Below are 4,340 nucleotides of genomic sequence, written 5' to 3'. Positions count from 1 at the left end.
TTTCTTTCAGACGGCGAGGCGCAGACCGCTGAATACCGAAAATTCTGGGAAGACTTGCGCGCCGGCATTCTCCATTCCGAAGAGTTCAGCCGCATCCGCAAGGATGGCGAGACGGTCTGGATCCAGGCGACCTATAACCCGGTGAAGGATCGCACTGGCAAAGTCGTGCGCATTGTAAAGCTGGCAGCCGACGTCACGGTCAATCGCGTGCGCCGCTTTAACTACCAGAGCACAATGGACGCCATCGAGTGCTCCCAGGCCCTCATTCGTTTCGATATGCAGGGCAATATAATCTCCGCGAACGAGGTTTTTGGCGAGGCGATGGGCTATTCGACCACCGAGGTCGTGGGCAAGCACCACTCGATGTTCTGCGACCCGGAAATGGTCAAGAGCTCTGCCTATAAGGCATTCTGGGACCAGTTGAGGACCGGCAAGTTCGAGGCCGGCGAGTTCAAGCGCTTCCGCAAGGATGGTAGCGAAATCTGGCTGCAGGCGACCTACAACCCCGTCATCGGCTTCGACGGCAACCCGACCAGTGTCGTCAAGCTGGCGATCGATGTCACCGCCTCGGTGAAGGCCCGTCTTCGCCGCAGCGAAGTGCGCGACCAGGTCGGCCGGGGGCTGGAATCAGTCACTCGCAATATCGCCGATGCCGGCCAGAAGACCGATCAGGCGTCCAACGCCTCCGGCAAGGCGGCCAGCATGGTGCAAAGCGTTGCCGCTGCCGCCGAAGAATTGTCCGCTTCCTTCCAGGAAGTCGGCCAGCAGGTCACCGGCGCGGTGGATGTGGCTCAGCAAGCCGTAACCGAGACACGGCAGACCGCTGAGGTCATGGACTCCCTGTCGACGGCGGCCCAGTCGATCGGACAGGTCGTCGAATTGATCAATTCAATCGCCGAGCAGACCAATCTTCTCGCGCTCAACGCGACCATCGAGGCGGCGCGAGCGGGTGAAGCCGGCAAGGGCTTCGCGGTGGTGGCCTCGGAGGTCAAGAATCTTGCAGGACAGACCGCCAATGCCATTGGCAACATCACCGAGCAGATCGCCGCTGTTCAGAACAATACGGCTGGCGCGGTCGATGCCATCACCCGGATCGGGAGCGTGATCGGTCAGATCGAGGAGATTGCCTCAGGCATTTCCGCCGCCGTTGAAGAACAGGTCGCCGTGACCCGCGACATCAGCGCCAATATGGGTGAAGCGGCCACCGACGTGTCTCACGTGTCTGAAGCGATGGCCGACATTGCCCGTGGCAATGAAGCGCTGCAGGCCTCCGCGGATGAAATCTCGCTCGCGGCGCAATCGCTCAACGAGCAGGCGGCGTGACCCTGTGACCTAGAGGATCGGCACCAGGATCAGCAGTAATGCGGCGAGCGTGAACGCGGCGGCATAGCCGATTATCTGGACCGGGAGGCGCAGGAGTGCGCCCCACCAGCTTGATCCGTAGAATTGCCGGTCGCTGATCCAGAACAGGAAGAGCTGGGCGCCTTGCGCGCCGATCGCGATTGCGATCACGGCAGCATTGCCCTGGCTGCCCAGTGTGTGGGTAAGCAGCAGGGTCAGCGCAAAGCCGGGCAGCAGGATCGCATGCAGATAGAGCGAGAGGATGACATGCTCTATCAGCTTGCGGCGCGGATGAACGGCGAAATTGATCAGGGCGAGTGCGATCACCATCAGGATCACGGCCTGGGCCGCCGCCGCACCGGAGCGGGCCTCGAAGCCGGCGGGATCGCTCACGGCCTCGACAGCGAGCAGTCCGATCATCGGCGGCATGCCGACGGACGCCAGCGCCTCATGCATGCAGGCTTCGGTCTCGGCATTGACCAGGCGCGCGTCGGATGTCGCACCGGTCTGCATGAGCGTGATCGAGAAATTCGTATCGACCGCGTAGACCAGCTGGCCTTCGGCGGTCAATTCGTCGGGACCCGGCATCACCCCGCAGGCGCGCATGCCGGGCTCGCCGCCCGGCGATGCTCGCGCCGCTTCGATCCGTTCCCGGCGCTCGGCCTGCGCGGCCGGGTCCTGATTGCGAACGGTTTCGGCGCTGGGGCTGGCATCGACTGCGATCACCCTGATGCCGCCCAGGCTCATCGCCGTGAAGAAGGCGAGGCTCACCAGCAAATACAGCCGGATCGGCGGCGTCCAGCGCGCCCGCTGACCATCGGCATAGGCGCGAGCCAGCGTGCCGGGCCTGGAGAAGAGGGCTCTCAGGGTCGACAGGAAGCGGCCATCCCAGACGAAGATATCGCCGATCGTGTCGGTCGCGAGGACCAGGATGGGGCGGCGGATCTCCGTGCTCGACTGACCGCATTGGCCGCAAAAGGGCCCGTCAAGCGCCTGGCCACAATTGGCGCAGGCCTCAGCCGGCGCGGCGTCGTTTCCGAATGTCTCTGACTTGGTCATGATCGGCCCCCGGCGCCCATCTAAGCGGGCGACGTGCCGGGGCGCAATGTCTTCACTCGGCACACAGGCGGCGACGATCTGACAGACCGGATTTGCGCCATCCGGAATCGCGCTAGCAAGGCGCCATGTCCAAGCTCTATTTCACCTATTCCGCCATGAATGCCGGCAAGTCGGCCATCCTCCTGCAGGCGGCGCACAATTATGGCGAGCGCGGCATGGAGGTCATGTTGTGGACCTCGGCCCATCATGCCGACACGCCCGACGCGCCGATGGGCGCGATCGAGTCGCGGATCGGCCTGCGCGCCCCGGCGCACATTTTCGGCGCGCACACAGACCTCTTCACGGCCATTGCCGCCCGTCAGGGCGAGGGCAAGCTGGGCGCCATCTTCCTCGACGAGGCGCAATTCCTCACCGCCGACCAGGTCCGGGCCCTGGCCCGCATCGTCGATCAGCTCGACCTGCCTGTTCTCTGTTATGGCTTGCGCACGGATTTTCGCGGCGCGCTCTTCCCCGGCTCGGCCGAACTCCTCGCCCTTGCCGACCATTTGCGCGAGGTCCGCACCATCTGCCATTGCGGCCGCAAGGCGACCATGAATCTGCGCCGCCAGGCCGATGGCAGCGCCATCGCCGTGGGCGAGCAGGTTGCGGTGGAGAAGTCGGACTATGTCTCGCTCTGCCGGAAGCATTTCTTTGAAGCGCTGGCGGGCGGGTGAGGGAAGGTTGGTGCGGTTTGGGGACAGGTTCGTTTAGCGCGCCGCGCTAAATATGCCTGTCCCCTTTTGCGCGTCCCGCGCCTATAGCGCAAACCCCACCATGAACCGCTTGCCGAGATCCCGCCGTATCCGGTTCTTCAGGTCAAGGGCGCGTACGCGCCGCTTCGCGGTTTCACCCTTGAGCTGAAGAACCGGATACGGCCTGCTGGCTGACAAGCGGTCTATGGATAGCTCCGCACCATGTGCGCATGTGCGCATGTGCGCGGATACGGCCTGAAGGCTGTCGAACACGGGTCAGAGGCTGGCCGGCCAGTGCCGTCAACCACAGGGTATCAGGCACGGCTGGTCCAGGTGGTCGCAGGACCGGACCGTCCCCCGCGAGGCGGGAGACGGCCTGTTTCCATCAGCCGACAGACTCAGCCCATCGTGAAGACGTTCAACTTGTTCCCGTCCGGATCGCGGAAATAGCCGGCGTAGAAAGTGTCGCCGCGCGGGCCGGCGGGGCCTTCACAGGTGGCGCCGAGCTCTTCGACGGCCATCTTGTAGACCTTGTCGACCTGTTCCTTGCTGTCGGCCTGGAAGGCCGCCATGACGCCATTGCCGATGGTGGCCGGTTCGCCATTGAAGGGTTTGGTCAGGCCGATGCCGGCGCCGCCACCGGGCTTGCCCCAGGCGATGAAATTCTCGTCGCCCATCATCCGGCCAACGCCGAATTCGGCGCACAGCTTGTCGTAGAAGGCGGCGGCCTTTTCCAGGTCATTGGTTCCCAGTGTCACATATCCAAGCATTGCGGTGTTCCCTCTATGTTCCGATGCGTTCACCCTACACGAAAACCGGGCATGTGCGAGTCCGGATCGGGTCTCTCCTGACAGGACGGGGGGCGTAGCCGGGCGGCTGACTGCCGGCGGTGATGGGTGCAGGCATGCGCGTCCGGCTCCGCGCGCGTTCGCGCCGGAGGTGGGAGGAAGCGGGATGCCGGCGGACACCGGGGTGTCCGTGCGGCTGGTCTGCGGTGTCCGTGGTGTCCTCGGCATCCCGCTTGCGTAGTTTTCCCGGACGCTCTCGCCCCCGATTCCAATGCGCCAGGTAGATGGGGTCGGTCGTTTAGTGCCCCGCGACCTGGTCGCACGCCCTGCCGGAGCATCGGGATGTCATCCCCGAGGCGCGGACAGGCTCCGCAAGTTCCCGGGCACAAGTGACTGAGCTCGTGCCTCCCGTCCCGAAAAC

General features: G+C 64.3%; 4 protein-coding genes. 2 read left to right on the top strand and 2 right to left on the bottom strand.

What is annotated here, in order from left to right; translation table 11 throughout:
* Positions 1-1,323 (top strand): PAS domain-containing methyl-accepting chemotaxis protein (locus tag QZ266_RS14210; RefSeq protein ID WP_295696280.1); only part of this gene is annotated, 1,323 nt, incomplete at its 5' end.
* A gap of 9 nt (positions 1,324-1,332) precedes the next feature.
* On the opposite strand, the gene QZ266_RS14205 is transcribed toward QZ266_RS14210, so the two are convergent.
* On the bottom strand, positions 1,333-2,400 hold the full coding sequence (locus QZ266_RS14205; RefSeq protein ID WP_295696277.1) for a DUF3667 domain-containing protein: 1,068 nt from the start codon (positions 2,398-2,400) through the stop codon (positions 1,333-1,335).
* Positions 2,401-2,525: 125 nt separating this feature from the next.
* Between QZ266_RS14205 and QZ266_RS14200 the strand changes: the two genes are divergently transcribed.
* Positions 2,526-3,113, top strand: a complete 588-nt coding sequence (locus tag QZ266_RS14200; RefSeq protein WP_295696275.1) for a thymidine kinase — start codon at positions 2,526-2,528, stop codon at positions 3,111-3,113.
* Between the two features lie 416 nt (positions 3,114-3,529).
* On the opposite strand, the gene QZ266_RS14195 is transcribed toward QZ266_RS14200, so the two are convergent.
* The gene (locus QZ266_RS14195; RefSeq protein ID WP_295696273.1) at positions 3,530-3,901 is read right to left on the bottom strand and encodes a VOC family protein; all 372 of its coding nucleotides are present in this window, start codon (positions 3,899-3,901) and stop codon (positions 3,530-3,532) included.
* Positions 3,902-4,340 lie beyond the last annotated feature (439 nt).

Origin of the sequence: uncultured Maricaulis sp. (assembly GCF_905480005.1) — a bacterium.
Classification (GTDB): Bacteria; Pseudomonadota; Alphaproteobacteria; order Caulobacterales; family Maricaulaceae; genus Maricaulis.
This window is presented reverse-complemented; position numbering and strand designations above follow the sequence as displayed.

Excerpts from the sequence above, each read along its gene's own strand:
- QZ266_RS14205 (WP_295696277.1), bottom strand. The coding sequence starts at position 2,400 with ATGACCAAGTCAGAGACATTCGGAAACGACGCCGCGCCGGCTGAGGCC.
- QZ266_RS14200 (WP_295696275.1), top strand. The coding sequence starts at position 2,526 with ATGTCCAAGCTCTATTTCACCTATTCCGCCATGAATGCCGGCAAGTCG.
- QZ266_RS14195 (WP_295696273.1), bottom strand. The coding sequence starts at position 3,901 with ATGCTTGGATATGTGACACTGGGAACCAATGACCTGGAAAAGGCCGCC.